Genomic DNA, 21,942 nt, shown 5'->3' with positions numbered 1-21,942 from the left:
TCCAAGGGAACGCGGTCATGTCCCCTCCTCCGTCGCGTGCAGGTAGTGCTCGAAGAGGTCCCGCAGATGTGCGCCGTCGCCGGGGCCGAGCAGGGTGCGGGACCAGCGCAGGGCCACGTGCAGCCGGCCCGCGGTGGAGGTGGTCGTGACGGTGAGGCCGCGCGGCATCCGGACCGGCGCCGAGAACCACACCGCGTGCGCACGGCCCGCCTCCTCGCCGAAGTCCAGGGGGTACGCGATCCGGCCGATGTTGCTGAGCAGCGTCGTCGACGTCCACGGGGCGGCCGCTCTTCGCAGCCCCCGGGTGAACGCCGCTCGCCAGGTCACGGGGACGACCGGGGTGGTCAACAGGGCCGCACCGTGGCCGAGTTGAGGGCTGGGCACGGCCTTGCGGGCGCGGGTGCGGACGGCCGTACGACGGAGCAGTTCCGGCATCGCCGACGGGTCCAACTCGGCCGGTGCGAAGGGGACGCTGACGAGCCGCGTGCCGTTGCCGATCGGCATGCTGGCGTCCCGGGGGCGGTCGTCGACGGGCATGGTGATGCGCAGGGGGCGGGGACGGGCGCCGTGTTCCCTGTTCCAGTGGGCGATCATCAGGGCCGTGGTGACCATGAGTTGGTCGTTCACGGTGTAGGGGGAATCCTTGGGACGGTGGGGGAGGGAGAGTTCGGTGACGAGCATGCCGTTGCCGGGCGACGGTTCCGGGGTGCCGGGGGCCACACGGGCCGGTGGCGACCAGTTGGAGGGGGTGTTGTTCGGGTCGCGGGGTGCCTCGGGGGGACGTACGGGCGAGGTCGTGGGGGCGTTCTCGCGGCCGCCGTAGAGTTCCGCCGCGGTGGCCAGGACGCGGAGGCACGCCGGGCCGTCCAGGGCGGTGTGGTTGATGGTGAGGAACAGGACCGTGCCGGTCGGCTCGCCGGTCTCCGTGGCCGTCTTGATGCCCCTGCCCTCGTTCACCACCTCGACGCGGATCGGCGGGGACAGAGACAGGGGCGGTGCGAAGCCCAGGGCCCGGTCGCGGGCGTGCTTGAGGGCGTCGCGGTCCGGCGCCGGGAAGCTCACCACCTCCACGTCCGGCTCCGGCGTCAGCTCCCACTCGTAGTGCCGCCGGTACCAGCGGCCCGGGGCCTCCCGCATGAGGACGCGGGGATGCCGGCGCAGGGCCTCGTTGAAGGCGGTGCGCAGCCGGGCCGGGTCCAGGTGCCCGGGCAGATGGACCTCGATGTGCACCGTCTCCGGCTCCTCGTCCTGGAGACAGTGCCGGGCGATCTCGTCCACGACGGGGAACGGGATGCGCACGGGAGGCCGGATGGGGTGTTCGGCGCGGTGGTCCAGCGCGGTCATGTGCGGTCCCCCCTTGGGTTTTCCCTGGTGTCGTCCCTTGGGTCTTCGGGTTCCGGTCTGGCTTCGGATTCCTCCGCGGCGGCGGGTTCCTCGGGCGGCGTCGCCCTGAACCTCGATTTGCGGAGCGGGATGCGCGCGGTGGGCGGGTCGGGCTCGGGCTGTCCGGGGCCGCGCGCGGAGACGGTCGGCCCGGACGCGCCCTCCGTCCAGGTCCTGGGCAGCCCCGGCACCTCACCCAGCGGGCTGGCGCCCCGCTGCCGGCGCGGCAACTGCTGTGTGGGCGCCTCGGATTGGGACGGGTCCCCGGCGAGGGCCGACCCCGCCACCCGGCCGTCGCCGCCCGCACCCGGCTCCCGCACACTCACCAGTCCCGCGAACAACCCGATCAGCGCCAGCAGTTGAGCCGCGGGACCGAACGCCCCCGCCTCCGCCGCGACCGGCTCCCCGGCCCCGATCGCCGCCGCGACCCCCGCCCCGGCCAGGGCGAGGAACGCGATCGGTACGAGCAACGCGCGCCGCCGGTATGCGAGCAGGGCCAGCGCCGGGACCAGGAGCGCGAAGAACCCGGCGATCACGACGGCCACCAGGGTGAGCGCGACCGTGCCGAGCCACAGGCCGGGCGGCGCCGGGAGCGGCTGTGGCTCGTCGGGGTTGGGTGCGCGCCGCCGCCACAGGGTGAGCGCGATCAGGCCCGCGATCGCGACGCCGCCGCCGATCAGCCCGGCGTCGTACGTCACCGCCGGCTCGTACGACAGCTTGACCGTGCCGCCCGCTCCGGCCGGGATCCGCCAGCCCTGCTGCCAGCCGTCCAGCCGCAGTGGGGTCAACTCCTTGCCGTTCAGGGTGGCTTTCCAGCCGTCGTTGTAGTTCTCGTACGTCGTCAGATAGGTCGCCGCGCCCGAGCCGACGCTCACCTCGCGGCGATCGCCCAGCCAGTCCCGTATCGTCAACTCGCGGTCGAGTGGGGTGGGTTCCGTGATCGTGCCGCGCGTCAGTGTCACGTCCGTGAGGGTGAGCGGTCCGGCGTCACCGGCGTCGACGTCGTGCCTGCCCGAGGTCAGCTCCAACTCGGTGTTGTCGGCCGATTCCTGACAGAGGGTCACCTCGACGGCCCGGCGCTCGGTGAGATCCCGTACGGTCCCCTTCGCGCTCGTCTGGTACAGCTGCCCGTCGACCGTCAGCTCGGGGCCCTCCCCGCACGGCAGCGAGAACTCGCGGGAGGCGGCCGGCTGCGGGGTGCGGTACTGGTCGAGCGCCGGGATGTACGCCTCCGACAGGCCGACCGGGAGCTGCAGGTCGTCGTCGGCGAGGGGGTTGAACAGGGTGAGCGGGGCGGTCTCCGTGATGGTGATGTCCAGCTGGTCCGTGGTGATCGGGTCGAAGCGGACGATGCCGAACTCGTCGACGCCCGCGATCGCCGCGCCGTTCGGGGAGCTGATCTGCACCTGCGTGGCCCGGCTGGACAGGCCGCCGGACGGCGCCAACACCACTTCCCCGATGGGCTGTTGGCCGTTCCACCGCAGATGGATGGTCGGCCGGTCGCCCGCGACCCAGCCCGTCGTCAGGTCGCCGTCGGTGAGGTTGCGCGGGGACAGGCCCGCACCGAGCCGTGCCGTCGAGTCGGCGGTCGCGGTGATGCGGTTATGCTGGTCGGGGGCGACCGCGTAGAGCAGCTTGTCGAGTTCCTCGCCCGGCACCGCGACCGCGCTCGCCTTCACCTCGTACGTCCCCGCCGTCCCGGTGTCGAACCGGCGGTGCAGCCCCACCTCCGTGCCCGTCGCCGACATCCCTGTCGGGTCGGCCGTGCGGTGCAGCGAGACGATCTCGGCGGCGGCCTCGGAGTTGTCGGCGTCGGTCGGCAGCCGGAGCATCCGGGTCACCCGCACGTCGGGCAGGCTGATCTCGGAGAAGCCCGCGCCGGTCAGTCCGGTGCGGCGGGATTCCGAGTCGACGATGGTGAGCTTCATCCAACTCGTGTCCCCGGCCGGGGCCTTGACGCTCTGCGTCGTGCCGTTCGGCTCCAGGTAGCTGGTCACCGACCCCTTCTCCGTCTCCACCCGCACCCGGGTCGCCGCCGGCCGCACGCTCTCCTCCGGCAGCGGGGTGACCTCGAAGGACGACGGCATGGTGTAGGTGCCGGTGAAGGCGATCCGCAGCCACTGCCCGTCCGGCGTGCCGACCGTGCCCTCCGCCCAGGCGGTGTCCGGGTCGCCGTCGAAGGCGTTCACCGGGTCGTACTGCGGCAGGTGGAACAGCCAGTTGCCGCTGGAGGACGCCGACACCGAGCGGGCGCCGCGCAGTTCGGCCACCGTCTGATGGGCGATGCCCTCGGTGGGGAGGATCTCCAGCGGTTCCTCGCCGGCGTCCTGGGCGGCGTCGGGCGCGTTGCGTTCGTTTCGGGTGTACGTGTACGAGGTGTTGGCGTTGACCAGCCCGAACCGGGTGTCCGCGCGCCGCAGTCCGTCGCCGACCACCTGCACCTGCGGGGTGCCGAGGCCGGGGTGGTTGTCGCCGGTGAGGACGGCCGCCCGGCCGCGCAGTTCGGTGGCGAGCGGCAGCAGCGCCTCGGGCCCGCCGGAGACTACGGCCGTGTCGGCGACCGGGGTCAGCCCGGCCTGCCCCGGTCGGATCACGTCCTCGCTCGCCGGCCGGTAGATCTCCACGGCCCGCTGCCGCGGAACCAGCCCCTCGACCTGGAGCGGGGTGTCGTGGGCGATCCGCCCGCCGGTCATGACGGGGCCGAGGCCGATCACCCGCTCATAGCCGGACTGTTCGAGGGTGCGCCTGACGGTCGTCGTCGGCAGGTAGCCGATCTGGTCGGGGTCGAGGTCGTTGCGTACGACCACGTAGTAGATCCCCGCCCGGCTCAAGTAGTCGGCCAGGCCCGGGACTTCACCGCCACTCGCCAGGGCTTGCTGGACCGCGTCCATCGCGCGCCGGTTGCCGTGCTCGCCGAAGGGGACGAAGTCCCGTTGTGCCCAGCGGGAGTCGGCGAGGACGTCGAGGGGCTGGTCGATGGGGGAGCCCCAGGTGTAGATGCCGTGTGTGGTGGCGGGGACGACGAGGGCGCGGGAGTCGGGGGAGTACTTCTCCAGCCAGTCGGCCGTGGACTGCCAGTACTTGGGGAGCTCCTGGAACGAACCCGGGTTGAGAATCGACCCGTTGAGATACGGCCACGCGAGCCCCGGCAGGACGAGCACCGCGGCGACGAGCGGGGCGAAACGCCGGCCGCGCACCCGCCGCGCCCCCCGCGCGTCGGTGGCCACGCCGACGATATGGGCGAACCCGAGGACCAGCGCGAGGGCCAAGCCGGTCTGGAACTTGTAGATGTTGCGGAAGGGCACCAGCCAGCCGCCCAGCCAGTCCTGCACGACCCCGTGGAAGGGCGCGCCGAACGCGCCGCCGTACCCCGCGAACAGGAACAGCGCGACGATCAGCACGGTCAGCACCAGCCAGCGCCGCTCGGGCATGTCCCGCCGGGCCAGGCCCGCGAGGCCGAGCCCGGCCGCGAGCGTCGAGCAGACGATGACGACGACGGAGGCCGCGACAGTCCAGCCGGCCGGCAGCCAGGCCTCCCCGAAGTGCAGATACGCGACCCAGTTCCCGGCGCCGCGCAGCCCCTCGGTCGCCGACATGGTGGCGGTGGTGGTCTGTGAAGTCTCCACGTAGGGCAGGAAGTTCGAGCCGTAGGCGTTGAGCAGCAGCAGGGGAACCCACCACCAGGCCGTCACCAGGATCAGCCCCGGCGCCCACCAGGCGATCAGCTTGCGCTGCCGTGGTCCGGGCGGGCGTGAGAGCAGATACAGCCCGACGGGGAGCAGCGAGGCGAGGGTCGAGGCCGCGTTGACACCGCCCATGAACGGGACGACCAGCACCGAGCGCAGGGCCGCGACGCGGGCGCTGTAGCGCTCGTTGACGAGAGGCAGCAGCACCCACGGCAGAAACGCGCCGGGCAGCGCGGCGGCCGAGGTGGAGCCGACGACGATGGTGAACACCGGCCACAGCGCGTATACGACGGCCGCGAGCAGCCGCGATCTGCCGCTGCCCACGCGCAGCCGCTCGGCCAGCCGCAACGCACCCCAGAAGGCCACGGACACGACGAGCGACAGCCACAGCCGCTCCGCCAGCCACACGGGCAGCCGTACGGCATCGGCCAGCCAGTAGAACGGCAGCATCGGCCACAGATAGCCGACGTACTGGTCCTGAAGCCCGCCGAAGGAACCCCGGTCATGCCACAACTGGCCCAGATCGGCGAGGAATTGACCGGGGTCGACGGTGACCCCGAGCTTGGTGTCGAAGGTCTGCCGGCCCGGATGGACGGCGAGCAGCAGCACGAACACCACGGCCCAGAACCCCAGCAGCCAGCGCCGCGACCGAGGACGCTCCGGCGGGCCCGCCGTGGCCGCCGTGGTCGGCACTGTCGCCGGAGGTGGAGCCTGGACCGTGGACGTCGTCATGGTGGACACCGCCGGAGGATGAGGAGGAGGTTCCAGGTGGCCAACTCGCGTATCCCGGGCGCCTTCACGACGGTCTCCGCGAGGAACGGCCAGTAGCGGGAGCGGGCCGAGACGACACTCACGTCGTCCCGGGCGCGCACCTGCCGCAGGGTGGCTCCGATGTGCACGGCGAACAGGTTCTCGCCCAGGGTGTGCTTGGCGGGCTTCCCGGTACGGCGCCGGTAGCGGGCGCGGGCCCGCTCGGCACCGAGGTAGTGCCAAGGGGCCCACTCGTGACCGCCCCACGGGGACAGCCAGTTGGTGAACGACAGATAGATCAGCCCGCCGGGCCGCGTCACCCGCGCCAGCTCGCTGAGGAACGTCTGCGGATCCGCCACGTGCTCAAGGACGTTGGAGGAGAAGGTGACGTCCGCGACCCCGTCGTAGAGGGGCAGCAGATACCCGTCCGCGATCACGGCCCCGGCGGGCGGCTTGGCCCCCAACTCCCTTACGTCCGGCTCGAAGAGGTAGGCGTGGGCGCCCCGCCGCCGGAACTCCTCGGTGAAGTACCCGCTGCCGCCCCCGACGTCCACGACGGTACGGCCGGCGACGAGGCCGTCGTACGCCTCGACCTGATCGGCGGCGTCGCGGGCGAGCAGGGCGTAGCAGGAGGAGGGGTCGTCCTGCTCGTGGAGGAAGGCGCGGAAGAGGGTGAGCGAGCGACGTATGGACGGATCCTTGAGACCCGTGCCGTTGGGGTGGGTCATGGCGCCCAGCCCTTCACCGCCTCGGCGGCAACTGCCCGGAACTGTCTCACTGTTCGATCCCAGCGATAGCGCGCCGCCCGGTCCCGGGCCTCCTTGCCCATGAGTTCGCGCCGATGCCCGGAGAGGGCAAGCGTGCACCAGGCCGCCGCGAAGGAGGACTCGCCGCGGGCGAGGACGCCGGTCTCGCCGTCGACCACGGAGTCCCGGAGCCCGGGTACGTCGAAGGCGACCGTCGGGGTCTCGCGGGCGGCCGCCTCGGTCACCACCAGCCCCCAGCCCTCCAGGGCGGACGGGTGGACCAGGAGCCAGGCCGCGCACAGCAGCCGGTGCTTCTCCGCCTCCGAGACACGTCCCGTGAACTCCACGTCGGCGCCGGCGAGTTGCTGGAGCTTCTCCCGCTCCGGCCCGTCACCGACGATCACCAGCCGGCCTCCGGTCACCGGCCGCACCCGCTCCCACAGGCGCAGCAGCAGATCGATCCGCTTGTACTCGACGAGCCTGCCCACCGCCAGGAACAGCGGCTCGGGCGAACGGTCGGCGAGGGGGCCTGGCTCCTCGACGCCGTTGTGGACGACACGGATGCGGTCCCGCCGCACACCGATACCGCGCAGGTCGTGGGCCGTCGAGGGGGAGACGGCGACCAGCAGACTCCGGTGCTGGGCACCGGTCAGCGCCAGGTGTTCGAGTCTTCGCCCGAGCCCGGCGGCCGGGGCCAGCGGGGTGCCGCCGAAGCGGATCCGCCACATGTCGGTGTGGACGTGGTTGACCAGGCACAGGGTGGGGCCGCGGTGCCAGTAGGGCGCGAAGTACGGCATGCCGTTGTGCACCTCGACCAGCAGGTCGCAGTCGCCGATCTGCCGGGTGAAGACGGAGCGGGCCCGTACGAAGTGATCGAGCGGGCCGCCCGCCGACACGACCCGGTAGTCGCGGTAGGACGCGGGGCCGCCGCACAGGAGGGTGACCTGGTGGCCGAGGCGGGTCAGTCCGTCGGCGAGCCGGTCGACGAGGATCTCGGAGCCGCCGGCGGCCGGGTTGTCGAGATCCCGATGGGACAGGAAAACGATTCGGCGCGGTTGTGGGGGGAGCGCCGAGGGGTGCTGCGACGCCCGGGGGAAGGCGGCGTGCAGCGAATACGGCACGTGCTGGGGCATGGGTGCTCCAACTCGTCTCAGGGTGCGGAACTCAGCGTGTGGTGTTGGCCAGTTCTGTGCGTTTCTGAGCTCTTCCTGCGAGCAGGATGTGGACAGGCTGTGCTCGGGGTGGGGTGGACAGTTTTCGCCCAGTCGTCCGTCACGGCTACTCACGGAAGTGACAATTTCCGGCCTTATTAGAGCTGACGTCACGTCACATCGTGAGCGCGGGTTGGGGCGTCTCGGACGAATCGGGGCGCGGACGGCGTTCTCGCCCTCGTGCCACGAAAACGCCCCCCAGCACCGTCAGCACGAATCCGGCCACAGCGGCCCCCACCGGCAGCGTCCGACCCACCATGCGCAGCTGACCGCTCTCCTTCTTCGCCAGTTTCACCGCCGTCTTCTGCGTCTCGGTGGTGAACGCCAGCTTCCGGCTGTCCAGCAGCACCACCGCGTCCGTCTCCGACCCGGGAGCACGCAGCGTCCGACGCGGTCCGACCTGGGCGTACACCACTCGGCCGGTGGCCTGGTCGACGACCAGCTCGATGCCGTGGTTGGAGTACCACTCCTCGGCCAGCACCTGGGGCCGGTCGGGCTCGTCGACGATGGTGCCCGGCACGAGCCGGGTGCCGACCCGGACGGGATCGACCGTGCCCGTGAACCGATAACCCGTGTACCCCTGAACCTTCTTCGTACCCCGATAACTCAACGTGACAACGGTCCCACCGGAGTTGTCCCACCACCGGTAGGCGCGTTTCTGCACGTCGAACGGGAACTTCAGATAGGCCTCGCCCTCGATGTACGGGGTTTCCCCGCAGCAGTGCACCGGCTTGGTGGTCCTGCGGTCCATCACCCAGCGGTGCGGGGTGAAGTCCAGCGCGTCGTGCGGATCGGCCGCCGGCAGCGACTCGTCCGTGTCGACCGTCGTCGTCACGTCCCACACCGCCGCCCGTCCACTGCGCTCACTGTCCTCGACATCGCCGCGCACCCGCTGGGTGACCGTGATCCGCTTGTCGTCCACGGTCTCGATCTCGCCGGTGTCGAAGTAACTGCCCGTGCCCGTGTAGACGGCGGTCTGATCGATGTCGATCGGGTTCACGGCGGCACGGGGCTCCACGTACCAGGCGAGCAGCGGGGCCAGCACCAGCAGGAAGACACCCAGGCCCAGAACGACCAGGGAGAAAGGTGAGGTTGTACGGCGCATCCGGCACTCCAAGCGGGCGTGAGATGACGCGAGGGAAGGTGCATATGCGGTATGGGGCGGGAACGGTAGGCGCCCCTTGACGGAGTGTCAATGTCTGCCGACACTGACTCCGACAGGCAGGGGTGGGACGCCGGGGGTCGGGACGACCGCCGGACAGGCTCTGACAGAGAGGCCGACCCTGCGATGTCCAGACTGCTCGCAGCCGCACTGACCGTCGTACTCGCCGCAGCCCTCGCCGTGGGCGCCGCGCTCGGCATCGTCGCGCTGCTCGAAGCCAGGCCCGAGCAGCCCAACACACCACTGATCACGTACGAGCAAGCCGGCCAAGGGAGTTGACCCGTGACAGCCGCCCGGTCGTCGCCGGCCGTCGCAGGCCGCTCGGCCTGGCTCGACGTACCCCGGCTCCAGGTGCGCCGGTTCGCGGCGATCGCCATGGCCGAGGCGCCCGAACTCGCCGAGGAGATCCTGCGCGAGATCCGCCGCGAGTACCCCCATCTGCCGGTCGTCCTCGACGAGTCGGGCGAACCGATGGCCCTGGTCGGCATCCGCCGCGCCATCGAGGTCTTCGTCCAGCACCTGGAGACGGCGGAGGGCCGCCTGACCGTACCGCCGGGCGTCTTCCAGGACTTCGGACGCGGCGAGGGCCTCAACGGCCGCAGCCTGGACTCCCTCCAGGCGATCTACCGGATGGGCGTACGACTGGCCTGGCGCCGTTTCGCCGAGATCGGCCAGCGCGTTGAGATCCCGCCCCCGGCGATGTACGAACTCGTCGACGCTGGCTACGAGTACCTGGACGGGTTGGTCGACCAGTCCGTGCGCGGGTACGCGGAGGCGGCGGCCCGGCAGGCCGGCGAGCGATTGCGTTTGCAGCGCCGCCTGATGGAACTGCTGCTCGCCGAACACCACGGCCGCGGCGGCGACTTGGCCGACGCACTCGCCGAACGCGCCGCCCGGATCGGCTGGCCACTGCCCGAGAAGGTCGCGGTGGGAGTGCTGCTCCGCCCCGCACGGGAAGCGGTGCCGCCCGCGGTGGGGGAAGGGGTGCTGCTCGACATGGAGTACGAGCAGCCCCGGATGGTCGTGCCCGAACCGGACGCCGCCGGCCGACCCGAGCTGCTGCACCGGGCGTTGAGCGGATGGGCGGGGGCGATCGGTCCGCCGGTGCCGTTGGCCGACGCGGTGAAGTCCCTCAACTGGGCTGAAGCGGCAGTGCGGTTGATGGAACGGCGACTGTTGCCCGTAGGAGAGGTCCTGTACTGCACCGAGCACACGGAGGCGCTCGTACTGTTGCAGCCGGAGGAGTTGATCGACGACCTCGCGCTGCGGTGCCTGGCGCCGTTGGCTCATTGCGGGCCCACGCATGGGCGACGGCTTGCGGAGACGTTGCTTGCCTGGCTGGAGACGCGGGGCGGGGCGCCGGAGGTGGCGGCGAGGCTGGGGGTGCATCCGCAGACGGTGCGGTATCGGCTGCGGCAGATCCGGGAGTTGTGGGGGGACGAGATCGATGACCCGGATCGGCGGTTCGAGCTGGAGCTGGTGTTGCGGGCGCAGAGGTTGAGGGGGCGGGCGGGGGAGATGTGAGGGACGGGGGGGAGAGAGAGGGGGGAGGGGGCGCTGCCCCGTGGCGCCCCCACCCCTCAGGTCTTTCCGGTCACGGCTCAGCCCCGCACCCGCCGCCCCGCCTGATACACGGCGCGGATGCGCTCGGGCAGGGACGCCAGATCGTACGGATCCCCGTCCACGACCACGATGTCGGCGAGCAGCCCTGGCCGCAGCCGCCCCGTGACCTCGCCCATGCCCAGCAGGTCTGCCGCCGAGGAGGTGGTCGCCGCGAGCACCTGGGCCGGGCTCACGCCGCGCTTCTCCATGAGGGGCAGTTCGCCGAGATTCTCGCCGTGCGGCCGACGCCGCTGTCCGTGCCCATGGCGACGCGCACACCGGCGGCGACCGCGCGGGCGAAGGAGTCACCGTGGGCGGCGGCCGCCTCCCAGAACCAGGGCTGCCGACAGACGTCACCGGCATCGGCCGGCCGGCTGGTGCCTTCCGCCCGCACGGCGTGGGCCTCGCTGCGATCGAGAGCCCGCAGCCGCCACTTCCCGCCCTCGGCAGTGCTGCTCACCATCAGATGGATCCGCACGGACACGACCCCCGGCAGTACGGCCACCCGATCCAGAACGTATCCGGTCAGGCTGCGCTCGTCAGCGGCCCGCACCGAGAGCATCAGATTCCGCTCGCCGGAGGTGATGTCGAGCGATACGCACTCCGGGTCTCCGGCCAGCACCCGAGCGACTTCGTCGAGCCGCCCCGCCTCACACACCAGGTCCACACACGCCCCGGGCACCCCGGTGAGCATGCCGGGATAAACGGCCGTCCAGGCAAGCCCCCGCTCCCGCAACCGCTCCCACCTCCGCGCGACGGTCGCCGGATCGGCACCCACCCCACGGGCGAGAACGCTCCAAGGCGCCCGAGGCGCGACCTGCAATGCGTTGACCACCCGCAGATCCATCTCGTCCAACGGGCCACCCGCCGCCCCATTCCGGCCGTCGGGGATCGCCTCCATGTCCGTCATGGCGTCATCCTGCACGACGGAACTGAAAGGGAGGGCGCGTGCCGGTTAGTCCCACACGAGGGTGTCGGTACTGACCGGGGCTATGCGCGAGCCGGGCGTGGTGCCCGTTGCGTTGACCGTATAGGCGCCGGGGGGAAGGCCGTCGAAGGCTGCTTCTACGGGGTCAGCTCCCGCCATGACGACACGGGCCTCTTCGAGTCGGCCGGCCTCACTGGAGATGGTGATCCGCACGGCTGCCTTCGCGCCGTCGACTGTTGTCAGCCGGATGGGCAGGTCCTGCCCGGCGGTGATGAGTTCGGGGACGTCCAGGCGCAGGTGGGCGGTTTCCGGGGCGCGGACCACGATGTCGGTGGCCGTGAGGATGCCTTCGAGTTCGTCGAGTGCGGCCGGGTTGCGCTGAAGGTTGCCGTGCTGGTCGGGGATGCGGCGGAGGGCGGGGCTGTCCATGGGGACGTCACTGCGGCAGGCGCCGACGATGGGGACGGTGCCGTCTCCGAAGAGGGCTTTCGTGGTGTAGGTGGTGAGGGGGGTGATGCGGCCGTCTTTGATCTGGGCGGTGGTGGGGGTGTTCTGGTGGATGCCGACCAGGGCGTGGGTGGAGGTCAGGGAGGCGGGGCGGGCGGCTTCGGCTTCGCAGAGGGCTGTGTGGAAGCGCATGGCGTCGGCGGCTTGGGCGGTGTTCAGTTCCGGGACGGCCATTTCGGTGGTTTTGGCGAGGGCGGTTCCTGGATTTGTCGGGTTCTCGATGCAGGCGTATTCGGGGAGGAGTTGGTGGAGGGAGGGCATGCTGCGGGCGAAGGCGGTCAGGTCGACGGAGAGGGGGCCGATTTTCTGCTGGACCCCGTTGACCAGTTGTTCCAGGGCTTTGGCCGCGCCTCGGTAGGGGGTGCCGAAGGTGATGAGTTTGTGGGTGAGTTCGGCGCCGCCGCATTTCTCGATGTACCAGCGGGCGATGAGGCCGCCCATTGAGTGGCATACGAAGGTCAGGCGGGCGTCGGAGTAGGGGCCGCCTTGGGCGCGCCAGCGGGCCAGTGCCGGTTCGACGGTGGTGGCTAGGCGGCGGGCGTTGTAGCGGTTGGAGAGGCGCCAGTCGTAGGGGAAAGGGAGGAGGTTGGCGGGGGGTGCGTCGGGGTGGGCTGTGCTTTCGCGGTAGCCGAGGGTGCGGAGGCGGGCCAGGAGGACGTCGTAGCCCTTTACAGGGGTCCAGATGCCGGGGATTAGGTGGAGGTCCGGCATTAGGGCTACCGGTTCGACGCCGTCGTTTGGGTGGTCGTCGCCTATTCCGGGTGGGAGTTGGAGGCGGGTTAGGGAGCGGCCGAGGGTTTTGATTGCGGTGAGGAGGGCGCCGGGGGTGGGGGACCAGACCAGGCCTTCGGGGGTGCGGAGGGTGGTGCCGGTTATGCCGGGGAGGACTACTACTAGGTCAGTTGGGGGTGTTGGGGGCTGTGTCATAGGGCTCCTCGGGGGGCGCGGCGGAGAGGCGGGCGGTCAGGTGGGGGATGAGGGTTAGGGCGGCGGGGTGGTGGGGGGCGATTTCTGCCAGGTCGTCTATCCAGGCCCTGATGTTTTCGGGGGTGCGGTCGCAGGCGGAGTTCAGCGCGGCTTCGGCGCGGTCGTGGTCGGCGTCGATGGCTGAGGCTATGGCCAGGTGGAATTCGGCTGTGGCTGCGAGAGGGGCATCTGCGCCAGCACTCAGTGCGAGGTATGCGGTTGCTTCCAGTACGGCGGGGTTGGGTTGGCGTGCCGAATCGTGGAGTAGTGCGGGGAATTGGGAAGGGTCGTCCAGAGCTTCGAAGGCGTGGGCTTGGGCGTGGAATTGTGCGAGCTGAAGCAGGCTTTGAGCCCGAACGAACAGATAGGCATTTTCAGGGTCGTCGGCACCGTCAGACAGAGCTGCCCAGACGATCTCCCCAAGCAGGTCGTCGCGACGCTGTTCGAGAAGTGCCCGCTGGTCCGTTGGAGCGGCGGCGGCGAACTCGTAGGCGAGGACCGACTGCAGGAGTGGACGGTATGCCGCATCAACACCCTCGCTCTGGGCTTGTTGGCGCAGGTCACGGTAGCGATCAGCCTCGTCTTCCCTGATGTCGAGGAAGGCTTCGGCCACGCCGTTGTCGGCTTCCGGCGAGAGGAGTTCCGGGTGCGCTGCGAGGTAGTCGCGCTCGGCGTCGTAGCTCTCGGTGTCGACCCAGGTTTGAGCCTTGGTCAGCAAGTCAAGATCGACGGTGAGCCAGGCAGGGGGTTCGGTGCCGGCGAGCTGGTGCCAGGAGCTGTCGAACGCTGCCTGGTTGGCGCTGCGGTGTCGGCGGCCTTCCGCGTGCAAGACACTGACAAACTCAGGGTCCGCTGCAGCAGCTGCTAGTTGTTCGACCCTTACGAGCCATGCCGTCGCACTCGTGTCGCCTGGCTGCGCGTCGGCTGAGCGGGACAGCAGGAGGAACGCGGCGGTGTACGGCGTAGCTTCGCTGAGGATGTTTGTCCAGAGCTGCTCGGCTGATCGTCCAGCGTCGCTGTAGCGGGTGCCGAGGTTGTTCAGGGTCGTGGCGAGGTTGGGGAGGTGGGCGGGGTTTTCTTTGGCGAGGGTTCGGTAAAGGTCTAGGGCTTCTTCGGTGGGAGGTAGCGCGTCGTCTCGTCGCCCGATGTTGCTGTAGCAGGTGCCGATGTTGTCTAGGACCGCAGCGAGGTCGGGGAGGTGGGCGGGGTTTTCTTTGGCGAGGGTTCGGTATAGGCCTAGGGCTTCTTCGGTGGGAGGCAGTGCGTCGTCTCGTCGTCCGATGTTGCTGTAGCGGGTGCCGAGGTTGTTAAGGGTCATCGCGAGGTTGGGGAGGTGGGCGGGGTTTTCTTTGGCGAGGGTTCGGTATAGGCCTAGGGCTTCTTCGGTGGGAGGCAGTGCGTCGTTCAGGCGTCCAACGCTGTTGTAGTGGATGCCGAGGTTGTTCAGGGCGCCGGCGAGGTTGGGCAGGTAGGCGCGGTTTTCGTTGGCCAGGGCGCGTCGTAGTTGAACGGCTTCTTCGGTGAGGGACAGTGCGTCGTTCCGTCGTCCGACGTTGCTGTAGCAGGTGCCGAGGATGTTCAGGGCCGTGGCGAGGTCGGGGAGGTAAGCGCGGTTTTCGTCGGCGAGGGTTCGGTATAGGTCTACGGCTTCTTCGGTGGGGGGCAGCGCGTCATTCCGTCGTCCGATGTTGCTGTAGCAGGCGCCGAGGTTGTTCAGGGCACTGGCCAGGCCGGGAAGGTAGGCGCGGTTTTCGTTGGCCAGGGCGCGTCGTAGTTGAACGGCTTCTTCGGTGGGGGGTAGTGCGTCGTTCAGGCGTCCAACGTCGCCGTAGCAAGCGCCGAGGTTGTTCAGCGTGCTGGCGAGGTCGGGGAGATAGGCGCGGTTTTCGTTGGCCAGGGCGCGTCGTAGTTGAACGGCTTCTTCGGTGGGGGGTAGTGCGTCCTTCCGGCGTCCAACGTCGCTGTAGCAGGCGCCGAGGTTATGCAGGGCGCTGGCGAGGTCGGGGAGGTAGGCGCGGTTTTCGTTGGCCAGGGCGCGTCGTAGTTGAACGGCTTCTTCGGTGGGGGGGAGTGCGTCCTTCCGGCGTCCAACGTCGCTGTAGCGGGTGCCGAGGTTGTTCAGGGTCATGGCGAGGTCGGGGAGGTGGGCGGGGTTTTCGTTGGCCAGGGTTCGGTATAGGCCTAGGGCTTCTTCGGCGGGGGCCAGTGCGTCGTTCCGGCGTCCAACGTTGCTGTAGCGGGTGCCGAGGTTGTTCAGGGCCATGGCGAGGTCGGGGAGGTGGGCGAGGTTTTCGTTAGCCAGGGTGCGCCAGAGGTGAACGGCTTCTCCGGAAGGGGCCAGTGCGTCGTTCCGGCGTCCAACGCTGTTGTAGCGGATACCGAGGTTGTTCAGGGCGCCGGCGAGGTTAGGGAGGTAGGCGGGGTTTTCGTTAGCCAGGGTGCGCCAGAGGCGAACGGCTTCTCTGGTGAGGGCCAGTGCGTCGTCCCGTCGTCCAACGTCGCTGTAGCGGTTTCCGAGATTGTTCAGGGCGCCGGCGAGGTTGGGTAGGTAGGCGGGGTTCTCGTTGGTGAGGGCGCGCCAGAGGCGAACGGATTCTTCGGTGGGGGGCACTGCCTCCTTTCGGCGGCCCACGTCGCTGTAGCAGGTGCCGAGGTCGTTCAGAGCACCGGCGAGGTTAGGGAGGTAGACGCGGTTTGCGTTGGCCACGGCACGTGACAGGGTGACCGCTTCTTCGGCGGGAGGCAGGGCTTCGGCCAGGCGCCCCCAATACTGAAACCGATCGGCGACGAGCGTTGCTGTCATGACAACGTCGGGAAGGAGAGCGGCGCTTTCCTCTGTCAGCCCCCGCAACAGACCGAGACCGTCGGGTCCGGCATCCGCGGCATGACGCCACCCATAGAGCCACAGGTAGACGGACTCCTCGGCCGGAATCCCCGCCTCCAGGTGTGCTCGATACGTACCCAGCAACGCCTGAGCCACAACCACCGACCGCGGATTGAACGGCTGCTCAGCCGACCCCCGATACGCAGGACGCAAATGATCGGCAAGACTCTGATGAGCCATCCGATAGACCGCGGTTCCCCCCTCGCCGTCCTGCACGATATGACGCCCGAGCTGGTCAAGCACCCAGCTGATGTCATCCCGAGTCACCTCAACGCCGTCCGGCGCCTCCGCGTTGGCGACGCTGAGCCACTCCTCCTCCGGGAAGCCGGCTCCGTACGCCCAAGTCAAGGCGCGCAGAATTATCTCGGCCAGCACCGCTGGTTCCGGCGCCTCTCCAACCACCCGACCTGTCGCCGGAACAACTGCCGCCAGATCCGTGTCGAGCGCATCCTCAACAGAGTGGCTGACTCTCTCCTCCCACCCCTCGTCCGACGTGTCCACCGGAGCCGCGGATAGCTGGTCCGCCACCAACCTGGCAAGCAGGAACGTGTGTTGAACCTCGGCCGAGTCCTCCCCGAACAGATGGGCCGCGACCGCAGCCTCATCCATACGAGGGTCGACTTCGCTCAGCCGCAGCCGCACGTACTTCGCCAGATCCGACCGGCCCCGCTGCCGGACAGCAGGATCATCAAGGCTGAGGGCCGGGCCCCCAGGCGCCAGGGTCCCCACCAGTGAGGACTGCCCGTCACCACGCTGCATCTCCCGCGTGGACACGATCACCACAGCGTGCGCGGCCAGACGCGTCAACAGGTCTTCGGCGATCTCGAAGGCCTTACCCCGCGCTTCGTCCAGCCCGTCGACAACGAGAACCGGTGGCTCTGCGCCATCCTCGACCGCCCGCTGGACCTCACCCACCAACTCGCTGGCGTTGCGCCGAGCATCCTGCGCGGTCAGCACGCCCTGCTGCACCAGCTGCCCGGCAAGATGATCAGCCGCCAAGTCCGCCGTCAGCCCACGCGCATGCACATGCGCGGAAACCGACCGCTCCTCGGGCAACACGTGGCTCCGAGGATGGCCGTCGCCAAGAAGCCGCTCCCTCTCCTCAGGGTTGGACAGACTCACAACCCGCCCCAGAATCGCCGACTTACCGGTCCCCGCCGATCCACTCACGACGTACAGACCGGGCTGACGCCGCTGCACCCAATCCACGACCGTGTTCACTTCTTCGGTGCGTCCGGTGAACCACGATCGCTCGTTCAACTCAGCGCCGCTTCGCGCGGCCCGCAGCAGATGCTCGACCACTTGCTCAGGTGCCCCCGGCCGATACAGGGGGTTCCGGAACATCCACCATGCGCTGCCCGTGGACCGGAAGACCGGTGACTGTCCACCCCTGCCCCACTCCTTCAGCACGGCATCGCATACGTCGTCCCCGCGCACGTACTCGTTATGGACCGACCACCGCACCCGCAGCTCGGGCATGTCCGGACCCAACTCCAGGACCTTGCGCAGACGTTGCCCGAACAGCCCGTCGCGGGCCGTCTCCACAGTCAGGCACGACGTGACCACCCCCACCCAAACCTGCGACGCATCCTGCGTCTCCCGCATGATCAGCGTCGCCAGGTCGGCCGCCGAGACCGCATCGCCCGAGAAACAGGTGTCGAAGACGAACAGGAGTTGATTCGCCCCGGACAGTGCGGAGGGGAGGACGACGTCGGTCAGGCCGACGCCGTCGTCCGCGTACGTGCCACTGTCCTTGGCCAGGAGCCGCAGGCCGCCCGCCGCAGGGAGGACACCATGGCCGCTCCACATCACGACCAACGGGCTGTCGGCGGACAGGGAGCCCCGGAGCGACTTGAAGAAGGCGCGCACCTCTGCCTCAGTGGGGTTCTCCAGCGCCTCCCCGCCGAAGGAATCCCCCAACAGGGCGGTCAAGGCGACGACATCACCAACCGCATGCGCCAGCGGCTGATGATCCTCCACTGTGTAATCGCCGACCCCAACGCCGGCAAGACGCCCCTTGAACACCTACGTTCCCCCGTTCACACCACATCCGCGCGCCCCCGCGACGCCGATGCCCTACCAAGTATCCGCCGCCCCGTCGCCCGACGTACCTGGAATGCAACGGACAGCGACAGTCAGCCAGTTAGCTCATCCCAACCGGCTCCTTCGACGATGCTCGCGTCGATGCGGGTCGATCCAGATGGACCACCACCCCAGCGAAGAACCGCTGCACAGCGTCATCAACACTGCGAATGAACCCGGACTCGGCGTTCCCCCGTCCACTCCCCATGCTCTTGAACAGCGACAGCCGGAATCCCGTGATCTGGACGCCGTTGCCTTTCGGAAGCATGTCCCCAGGCTCAGGCCGGAGCCGTTCCAACGTGCCCCGCGGCCCCCCTCCCTCACCCTCCACCAGGGTCTCGACATGGAGATCCGCCGGCGCCTCGGCCAGCCTGCGGACGAGCCGTTTCGCCCAGGTCAACGGATACCCCTGCTCCGGCGCCGGGATGTCGATCGCCGTGCGCAGCTTGCCGGTTCGCAGATCGGCGTTGATAGCCAGCAAACCCGGAGTCCCCTCAACCCGCAGTTCCGCCTGAAGCCGTCCATCCAGGCAGAGTTGGTCGGCCAGACGGGCTCGGCGGGCCCCAGGATCGGTGCCGCGCTTGGTGCGGTGGGCGGGGAGTACCTTCTGGCCGAGTTCGCCGCCGAGCCGTAGGCACACCTGGCGGATGAGCCGTTCCCAGCTCTCGACCACCTCAAGGGCGCGCGGGTCGCCCTGGCACAGGGTCTCGTCGCCGATGCCGTTGCGTACCGGCACCCATGCCGAGCCCATGCTCTGGAAGCCGTGGCAACCGGAGTTCTCGTGCTGGAGATAGTGCAGCAGTTCCTGGAGCAGCCAGGTGCGCGCCGCGTTGCCGACTCCCTCGTGCCGGATCAACAGCTGTGCCTGGTGGGCCACTTCGGCCCACGACAGGTGCCAGAGAGCGACCTTGTGCTTGCGGCGTCCGTCGATCTTCACGTCGACCAGTGGGCTGCCCTCCAGCGCGACGTCGTTCGACAGTGTGATCACGGCCTCGTAGCCGCGCCGGGCGGCGATGTCCATGTAGGCCTGCACCTGGTCGGCTTTGAGGGCGTTGCCGTTGGTCTTCGCCTCGACGAGTGCCGTCCACAGCTTGCCGGCACGCTCGATACGGATCACTCCGTCAGGGCGTCGGGGCGTGTCGCCGTGCGGCAGGGACACCTCGGTGAATGTCTCCATGCGGCCGGACGGTGCACCGAAGGCGGCGGTGAGTCGTCTGCCGAACCGTGGCACCTGGGCCATCACCGACAACAGCACCGAGGTCGCGCGCATCTCCCGGTCCCGGTCGCTCTTGAGCGCCGAGACGGGAAAGAGCCTGGCGGCCTTCCAGGAATCGTTCTCCGCCAGGGACTTCTGCGGCGTGCTGGGCAGCGAGACCTTCCTCTTCGCGGTGCGGGGACGCGCGGCCGTCTTCCTCGGACCGGCCTCGCCTTCGGCCCGACGAGGAGTCGGGATGGCCCCCAGCGATGCCAGCGGCGCCGGCGACGCTTGCGGGGCGGGCTCGACGAGGTCCTCGGAGAGCGCCGTATCCGCCGCCAATTCACCGCTCTCCGCTTCGCCGCTCTCCGCATCGTCCTCGGCGTCGACATCGACCCCGAAGTCCGTTGCCAGCCCCGCCAGCCCAGTGTCGTAGCCCTGCCCCACCGCCCGGAACTTCCACTCCTCTTCCCGCCGATACAACTCACCGAAGATGATCGCGCCCACCGCGCCCGCGTCGTCGATGCCGAACCGAAGGAGGTTCTCGCCGACCGCGTCGGCCATTGTCACCCTCAGGTCTTCCAGCTCTCCGAAGACAGCCCCCTCGTACCGGCTCGCCGCCACGACGATCCGGTCGACGTCCGCCGGGACCGCCGTCAGGTCGAAGCTGATCCGGTCCTCGTTGCCGTCCTCCGTGGGCGTCTTGCCCAGCAGCTGCACGCTTCCGTCGGCGGCCACCGGGTTGTTGTAGAAGTAGAAGTCGGCGTCGCTGCGGACCTTGCCGTTCGTGTCCAGCAGGAGGACGGACACATCCGCGTCGCCCTCACCGGTCGGGCTGCCCCAGCCCAGACTGACGATCACCGAACCGACGTCCTCGCTCAGAGCCGTCAGCGCCACATTCGAGCCCTTGACCATTTCGCGCACAATGCCCCCCAAATCGTGCTCCCCCAGGACAGAGGCATCTCCTGCCTCGGCCGCATACTGCGCGACAAGATGTGACGTGTCGCACATGGGAAACGGTAGTACCGGTGGGGCGCGGTCGTAAGGAAAACGGAAATGGAGCAGGGTGGCTGCGGAGGTGGTTGACGCAGGCCCATTGCCGGGGCAAACGCACTATGGCTAGCCTGTGTTCGTCATGCCGATCGTCTGTTGAAATTTCGAACACAGGGGTCTTGGGAACAAGGCGCCGCAACACAAGGGAGGGGCCGCACGTGGGACGCCTCGTACCTGCCGTGACCCGGGCTCTCGACATACTGGAGCTCTTCCTCGACGGAGACGGGACTCTCTCCGCCCCCGACATCGTGCGCAGGCTCCAGCTGCCCCGCACCACCGTGCACGAGCTGGTCACCACGCTCGCCGCTCGGTCGTACATCGTCCAGGTGCCGGGCCAGCCCGGACGCTACCGGCTCGGAGTACGTCCGTACCAGCTCGGCAGCCGCTACGCCGAGCAGCTCGACCTCGCCGCCGAGGGCCAGCAGGTCGCCCGGTCCGTCGCCGAGACCTGTGACGAGACCGTGCACGTGGCCATCCTCGAAGGCACCGACGTCATCTACATCGCCAAGGTCGACTCCACGCACGCCGTGCGCATGGTGTCCGCCGCCGGCCGTCGGCTGCCCGCCCACTGCACCTCCGTCGGCAAGATGCTGCTCGCCTCCCTCCCCGCGCCCGAGCTCACCGCGCGGATCCCCGACGGGGCCGAGCTGGTCGCCATGACCCCCAACAGCATCACCGAGCCCGGCGCCCTGCGCGAGGCCCTCGACGAGATCCGGCAGCGCGGCATCGCCGTCGAGAGCCGCGAGTCCAACCCGGACGTCTCCTGCGTGGCCGCCCCGGTCCGCGACCGCACCGGGCAGGTCGTCGCCGCGCTCTCCATCTCCGTGCCGATGATCCGCTGGAGCGACGAGCGCCGCGTCGAGCTGGAGCAACTCGCCGCGAAGGGCGCCGCCGAGCTGTCCGAGCGCCTCGGCCACCGGAGCGTGGGATGACGGCCTACGAGACCGAGGTCGCCGTACGGGCTGAAGCGGCCCTCGGCGAAGGGCCGACCTGGGACGCCGACGCCGGGCGGCTCATCTGGATCGACATTCTCGGCGCCCGGGTCCACACCTACGACCCCGCCTCCGGACGACGCACCGTCCGCGTCACCGACCAGCACGTCGGCGCCGCCAAGCCGCGAGCCGGCGGCGGGCTGGTGCTCAACCTGCGCGACGGGGTCGGGCTGGTCGACACGGACGAGGCGGGCGGAGGGTTCCGGTGGCTGCACCACGCCCCCGTCCCCGGCCGCCGCGCCAACGACGCCGCCGTCGCACCCGACGGCTCCCTCTGGGCGGGCACCATGCGCTACGACGAGGCAGCGGGCGGCGGCACGCTGTCCCGTATCACCGGTGACGGGACCCACCGCACCGTCCTCGACGACGTCGCCGTCAGCAACGGCACCGGGTGGAGCCCCGACGGGCGGCTGATGTACTACATCGACTCGCCCACCCGCCGCATCGACGTCTTCGACTACGACGGTCAGGTCACCAACCGGCGGCCACTCGCCGTGATCGAGGACGGCGCCGGCTTCCCCGACGGCCTCACCGTCGACGCCGACGGCTGCGTCTGGGTGGCCCTGTGGGACGGCGGGGCGGTCCGCCGCTACACGCCGTCCGGCGAGCTGGACCGCGTGATCCCGCTCCCGGTGCCCCGCCCGACGGCCTGCGCTTTCGGCGGCCCCGACCTCACTGACCTGTACATCACGACGGCCCGTACGGGACTCCCGGTGCCCCCTCCGCTCGCCGGGTCCCTCCTCGTCGTACCGGGAGCGGGCAAGGGTCTGCCCCAGCCGGCGTTCGCGGGCTGAC

14 protein-coding genes are annotated in these 21,942 nt (G+C 69.7%); 4 read left to right on the top strand and 10 right to left on the bottom strand.

Going from position 1 to position 21,942, the window contains the following annotated elements; translation table 11 throughout:
- Positions 1–15: 15 nt before the first annotated feature.
- From AC5DRG_RS16420 to pgfA, 5 genes are all read right to left on the bottom strand, one after another.
- Positions 16–1,344 carry a condensation protein gene (locus AC5DRG_RS16420; RefSeq protein WP_491811246.1) on the bottom strand — a complete coding sequence of 443 codons (1,329 nt, stop codon included), beginning with the start codon at positions 1,342–1,344 and terminating at the stop codon, positions 16–18.
- A complete protein-coding gene (locus AC5DRG_RS16415) occupies positions 1,341–5,801 on the bottom strand; it encodes a DUF3367 domain-containing protein (protein ID WP_491813060.1) in 4,461 nt (1,486 codons plus the stop codon). Before AC5DRG_RS16415 ends, AC5DRG_RS16420 begins: the two co-directional genes overlap by 4 nt.
- Positions 5,798–6,547, bottom strand: a complete 750-nt coding sequence (locus AC5DRG_RS16410; protein WP_491811245.1) for a class I SAM-dependent methyltransferase — start codon at positions 6,545–6,547, stop codon at positions 5,798–5,800. Before AC5DRG_RS16410 ends, AC5DRG_RS16415 begins: the two co-directional genes overlap by 4 nt.
- On the bottom strand, positions 6,544–7,698 hold the full coding sequence (locus AC5DRG_RS16405) for a glycosyltransferase family 4 protein (RefSeq protein WP_491811244.1): 1,155 nt from the start codon (positions 7,696–7,698) through the stop codon (positions 6,544–6,546). The genes AC5DRG_RS16410 and AC5DRG_RS16405 overlap by 4 nt, the downstream gene beginning before the upstream one ends.
- Before the next feature lie 193 nt (positions 7,699–7,891).
- Complete coding sequence (pgfA, locus tag AC5DRG_RS16400) at positions 7,892–8,881, bottom strand: cell envelope lipid trafficking protein PgfA (RefSeq protein WP_491811243.1); 990 nt, start codon at positions 8,879–8,881, stop codon at positions 7,892–7,894.
- A 183-nt stretch (positions 8,882–9,064) separates the two neighbouring features.
- On the opposite strand from pgfA, the gene AC5DRG_RS16395 reads away from it, so the two are divergent.
- On the top strand, positions 9,065–9,217 hold the full coding sequence (locus AC5DRG_RS16395; RefSeq protein WP_491811242.1) for a hypothetical protein: 153 nt from the start codon (positions 9,065–9,067) through the stop codon (positions 9,215–9,217).
- A 3-nt stretch (positions 9,218–9,220) separates the two neighbouring features.
- Positions 9,221–10,462: a PucR-like N-terminal domain-containing protein gene (locus AC5DRG_RS16390; protein ID WP_491811241.1), complete on the top strand. Its 1,242-nt coding sequence runs from the start codon at positions 9,221–9,223 to the stop codon at positions 10,460–10,462.
- Between the two features lie 77 nt (positions 10,463–10,539).
- On the opposite strand, the gene AC5DRG_RS16385 is transcribed toward AC5DRG_RS16390, so the two are convergent.
- The 5 genes from AC5DRG_RS16385 to AC5DRG_RS16365 all read right to left on the bottom strand — a co-directional run bounded on the left by AC5DRG_RS16385 (position 10,540) and on the right by AC5DRG_RS16365 (position 20,017).
- Positions 10,540–10,734, bottom strand: coding sequence for an amidohydrolase family protein (locus AC5DRG_RS16385; protein WP_491811240.1), 195 nt, complete (start codon positions 10,732–10,734; stop codon positions 10,540–10,542).
- Positions 10,731–11,450, bottom strand: coding sequence for an Lrp/AsnC family transcriptional regulator (locus AC5DRG_RS16380; RefSeq protein ID WP_491811239.1), 720 nt, complete (start codon positions 11,448–11,450; stop codon positions 10,731–10,733). The genes AC5DRG_RS16385 and AC5DRG_RS16380 overlap by 4 nt, the downstream gene beginning before the upstream one ends.
- A gap of 45 nt (positions 11,451–11,495) precedes the next feature.
- Entirely contained in the window at positions 11,496–12,686 is a 1,191-nt protein-coding gene (locus AC5DRG_RS16375; protein ID WP_491811238.1) for an esterase/lipase family protein, read from the bottom strand.
- A gap of 187 nt (positions 12,687–12,873) precedes the next feature.
- Positions 12,874–17,850: a tetratricopeptide repeat protein gene (locus AC5DRG_RS16370; RefSeq protein ID WP_491811237.1), complete on the bottom strand. Its 4,977-nt coding sequence runs from the start codon at positions 17,848–17,850 to the stop codon at positions 12,874–12,876.
- Positions 17,851–17,968: 118 nt separating this feature from the next.
- On the bottom strand, positions 17,969–20,017 hold the full coding sequence (locus tag AC5DRG_RS16365; protein WP_491811236.1) for a TerD family protein: 2,049 nt from the start codon (positions 20,015–20,017) through the stop codon (positions 17,969–17,971).
- Between the two features lie 296 nt (positions 20,018–20,313).
- Between AC5DRG_RS16365 and AC5DRG_RS16360 the strand changes: the two genes are divergently transcribed.
- Together AC5DRG_RS16360 and AC5DRG_RS16355 are read left to right on the top strand one after the other, a co-directional pair.
- Complete coding sequence (locus AC5DRG_RS16360) at positions 20,314–21,087, top strand: IclR family transcriptional regulator (protein WP_491811235.1); 774 nt, start codon at positions 20,314–20,316, stop codon at positions 21,085–21,087.
- Positions 21,084–21,941: an SMP-30/gluconolactonase/LRE family protein gene (locus AC5DRG_RS16355; RefSeq protein WP_491811234.1), complete on the top strand. Its 858-nt coding sequence runs from the start codon at positions 21,084–21,086 to the stop codon at positions 21,939–21,941. The genes AC5DRG_RS16360 and AC5DRG_RS16355 overlap by 4 nt, the downstream gene beginning before the upstream one ends.
- Position 21,942: the final 1 nt, after the last annotated feature.

The sequence above is a fragment of the Streptomyces sp. JLBG701 genome, from assembly GCF_058544905.1.
The sequence above is the reverse complement of the archived record's forward strand: the minus strand, read 5'-3'. Positions and strand labels throughout refer to the sequence as shown.